The 3,912-nt window shown below is 76.8% G+C and carries 2 protein-coding genes; one reads left to right on the forward strand and one right to left on the reverse strand.

Annotated elements, in window-relative coordinates; all coding sequences use genetic code 11:
• Positions 1-3,027: non-ribosomal peptide synthetase (locus tag ONA70_RS35140; RefSeq protein WP_265010790.1), on the reverse strand; the 3,027-nt coding region annotated here is incomplete at its 3' end.
• Between the two features lie 398 nt (positions 3,028-3,425).
• Here ONA70_RS35140 and ONA70_RS35145 point away from each other — a divergent pair.
• On the forward strand, positions 3,426-3,912 hold a 487-nt coding region (locus ONA70_RS35145), incomplete at its 3' end, for a hypothetical protein (protein WP_265010791.1).

The following is a 3,912-nucleotide window of genomic DNA, read 5'->3' on the forward strand; positions in this document are numbered from 1 at the left end:
GCCGAGGGCGAAGAAGTCGTCGTCCGGCTGGACCGCCGGCACCTCCAGCAGTTCCGCCCAGACCCGGCAGATCCGCTCCTCCAGCGGGCTGGGCCGGCCGGCGTCGTCCGCCGGGGCCGGCCCGTCGTCCCGCGCCGCGCCGGCCTCCGCGGCCGCGAGGGCCCGGTCCAGGTCGACCTTGCCGTTGCCGCTGAGCGGCAGCCGGTCCAGCAGGTGGATCCGCGCCGGCACCAGGTACGCGGGCAGCCGCTCCCGCAGGTAACCGGCGAGCGAGGCGGGATCCGGCGCGCCGCCCTCCCCGGGCACCACGATCGCGACCAGCCGACGCTGCCCGCCCGGCACCTGCTGGGCGGTGACGGCGCAGTCGCGCACCCGGGGGTGGGTCCGCGCGACCGCCTCGATCTCGCCCGGCTCCACCCGGAACCCCTGCACCTTGACCTGCCGGTCCTCCCGGCCGAGGAACTCGATGGTGCCGTCCGGCCAGTACCGGCCGAGGTCGCCGGTGCGGTACAGCCGCTCCCCGGTGGCCAGGTCGGTGACGAACCGCTCGGCGGTGCGCTCCGGGTCCCGCCAGTAGCCCTCGGCCAACCCGGCCCCGCCGATGTAGATGCCGCCGACCGCCCACGGTGGACGTAGCCGGAGCCGGTCGTCGAGCACCCGCATGGTCTGGTTCGGCAGCGGCCGCCCGTACGGGATGCTCCGCCAGGCCGGTTCGACCGCGCCGATCTCGTAGCTGTTGGACCAGATCGCCGCCTCGGTGGCGCCGCCCAGCGCGGTGACCCGGGTCCCCGGCCAGGTCTCCCGGAGCCGGCCGGGCAGGGTGGTGGGCACCCAGTCCCCGCTGAGCAGGAACGCCCGGACCGGCGGCCGTTGCCCGGCGGATCGGGTGGCCACCACCTCGACCAGCATCTGGGCCAGCGCGGGCACCGAGTTCCAGACGGTCGCGCCGTGCCGGGTGGCCGCGTCCGCCCAGCCGAGCGGGTCGGGGCGGCTGCTTCCGGCGGGCAGCACCAGGGTGGCGCCGGCCGCCAGGGTGCCGAACACGTCCCAGACGGAGAGGTCGAAGCTGAGCGAGGAGATGCCGAACACCCGGTCGTCCGGGCCCAGCCCGAACCGCCGGTTGATGTCCGCCACCGTGTTGAGGGCGGCCCGGTGCGCCACCGCGACCCCCTTCGGCCGCCCGGTGGAGCCGGACGTGTAGATCACGTACGCCAGATCGGTCGCCGCCCCGCCCGGCGTGACCGGCTCGTCGGTCGGCGCGAGGCGGTCCACCTCGATCGCCGGCACGGCCCGCCCGGCCAGGTCGGCGGGCCGGTGCGACTGGAGCAGCACCACCCGGGCCGCGCACTCGTCGAGCAGGTGGCCGATCCGCTCGGCCGGCAGCGCGACGTCGACCGGGCAGTAGGCGGCGCCGGCGCGCAGCACGCCCAGGACGGCGACCACCTGCTCCCAGCCCTTGCCCATCACCACCGGGACCAGGTCGCCCGAGCCGACGCCGTGCCGGCGCAGCGCCGCCGCCACCGCAGCCGAGGCCGCCGCGAGCTCCCGGTAGGTGAGCGTCCGGGTGTCGGTGACCACCGCCGGGTGGTCCGGCCGTTCGGCGGCCCGACGCAGGAAACCGTCCTCCAGCCGGCCGGCCGGCAGTGGCCCGGCGGGGGCGTTGTCCCGGGCCACCACCGCGCGGTGCGTCGGCGGCACCGGCTCCGGGGCCGCACCGGTCTCGCCGAGCGCCCGCACGATCCGCCCGTACGCCTCGAACGCCGCCGCCGGCAGCCCGTCCGGGAAGGCGTCGTCGACCACGTCCCAGATGCAGTCCACGCCCCCGTCCGGGGCGTCCTGGAGCTGGTTGTCCACCAGTACCTGCGGGGTGCGCAGGTGGCTGTCGACCTGGCGGCAGACCGGCCGGCCGATCGCGTCCCCGCCCGGCCGGCGCGGCGCGAGCATGCTGTTGAAGACGTACGGCAGGGCGGCCCGGCTGGTCCAGCCGCGCCGGGCGGCCAGCTCGCGGGTGACCCGTACGGCGGTGACGTCGCTGTGCGCCATGTCCCGCCAGAGCTGGCGCTGCAACTGCCGGGCCCGCTCCCAGAAGTCGTCGCCCGCCCGCAGGTCCACCTCGAGCGGCAGGGTGGCGCTGAGCTGACCGACCACTCCGGACAGCTCGGGGTGCAGGGTGGGCAGGTTCTGGTGCAGCACGTTGAGACAGAACCGGGGCTGTGTGGCCCAGCCGCCGAGCACCTCGGCGAAGACCTGGAGCAGCGCGGTCGGGGGCAGCACCCGCTGGCGCCGGGCCGCGAGGCAGAGCTGATCCCACTCTGCCCGGTTCAGGTGACAGACCCGGCGGACCAGCCGGACCGGGTCGATGCCGGCCAGTGGCCGGGCCAGCGGCAGCTGCGGCGCGTCCGGCAGGCCGTCCAGCCGCTGCTCCCAGTACCGCCAGTGCTCCCGGTACGGCTCGGTGTCCTGCCAGGCCACCAGCTCCCGGACGCTTTCCCGGAAGGTCCGGGCCACCGGTGGCAGCGCGACGTCGAGGTCCTGGTAGAGCTGCCACCACTCGCCGAGCAGGTGGCGGGTGCTGCCGGAGTCGAGCAGCAGCAGGCTCATCGCCAGGTGCAGCCGCCAGCGGTGCCGGCGCAGCCGCTGGGCGACCACCTGGAACAGCGGCCACCCGGTCGGGTCCACGCCCTGCTCGGCGATCCGCTCCCGGACCGCGCGCAGCGCCGCCTCCCGGTCGCCGGGCGGCCGTCCGGTCAGGTCGGTCACCGCCAGCGGGAACGGCGTCACCCGGGGATCGGGCAGCACCCGCTGGCCGCCGTCGGCCAGGATCACCGTGCGCAGGTGCTCGTGCCGGTCGATCAGCCGGTCGACCGCCGCGCGCGCCCGGTCCGGGTCGAAGTCGACCACGTCCAGCTCGACGTACATGGTGGGCCGGAACCCGCCGAGTTCGATCAGCGGACTGCTGCCGACGAGGTAGCCGGCCTGGAGGTCGGTCAGCGGGAAGGTGCGCCACGACTCGGGGTCCGTCGTCACTGGGGCCTCCGGCGGGTACGGGTGTCGGTAGGGGTTCTCCGGGTGCTTCCGCCGCCGGCCCGGTGGGCGGGTCTGGCCTGGTCGGCGGCGTTTCGTGGGCCCCGGGACCGGGCCCGAGTCCGCCTAGAGGGTGCGCCCGCGCGGGCGTGCTGTCTTCGCGCAGATTGCTGTTCCCGCAGCGCGCCGGCACCGCGCGCCGGGGCCCCTGCGCCGGCCGGCGTCCGGGTGCGCGGCCCGGTGGCGCGTGGTGGTCGCGGCCGGGGACCCGGAGTCGGTGGATTGTCCACCCGGGACGCCGCCGGATCACCTCCCAGATTGCCCAGATTCGGCGCTTGTGACCCGCTTCCCCGGCTGCCTATCGTGCGATCACCGCCCGACCGTCGAGGGAGCGTACGCCCATGACTCTCACCGCCTCCGCCGCGCCACCGGAGACCGCGCCGCCCGCCCCCGGCCTGGGCGGCCCGGGCGCGGCCGACGTCGTGGACCGGCACCTGGCCGCCGCGACCGAGCTGGAGCAGGCCGTCTGGGCGGACGCCCGGTCCGCGCCGACCCGGCTGCGGGCCGCCGCCGGCCTGCTGCTGGCCGCCGTGGTCGCCACCGGACTGGACTGGGCGGCGTCGCTGGCCTGGCTGCGCGGCGAGACCGACGCGGGCGACGGTACGCGGGTGCCGGCCGACGCGGCCGGACCGGCCGTCGAGGGGCGGTTCGCCGCGGAGACCGCCTTCCTGCGCAACGAGGCGGAGTGGACAGCCTGGTACCGGCGGACCCGCGAGGAGGCGCTGGCCGCCGGCACCGGGCTGGGGGAGTGGCGGGCGCACCTCGCCGACACCCTCGCCGACCTGCGCCGGCGGGAACGCGCCGGCCGGCTGGACACCCCTGCCGGGA

The sequence above is a fragment of the Micromonospora yasonensis genome (genome assembly GCF_026013475.1).
GTDB classification, from domain to species: domain Bacteria; phylum Actinomycetota; class Actinomycetes; order Mycobacteriales; family Micromonosporaceae; genus Micromonospora; species Micromonospora yasonensis.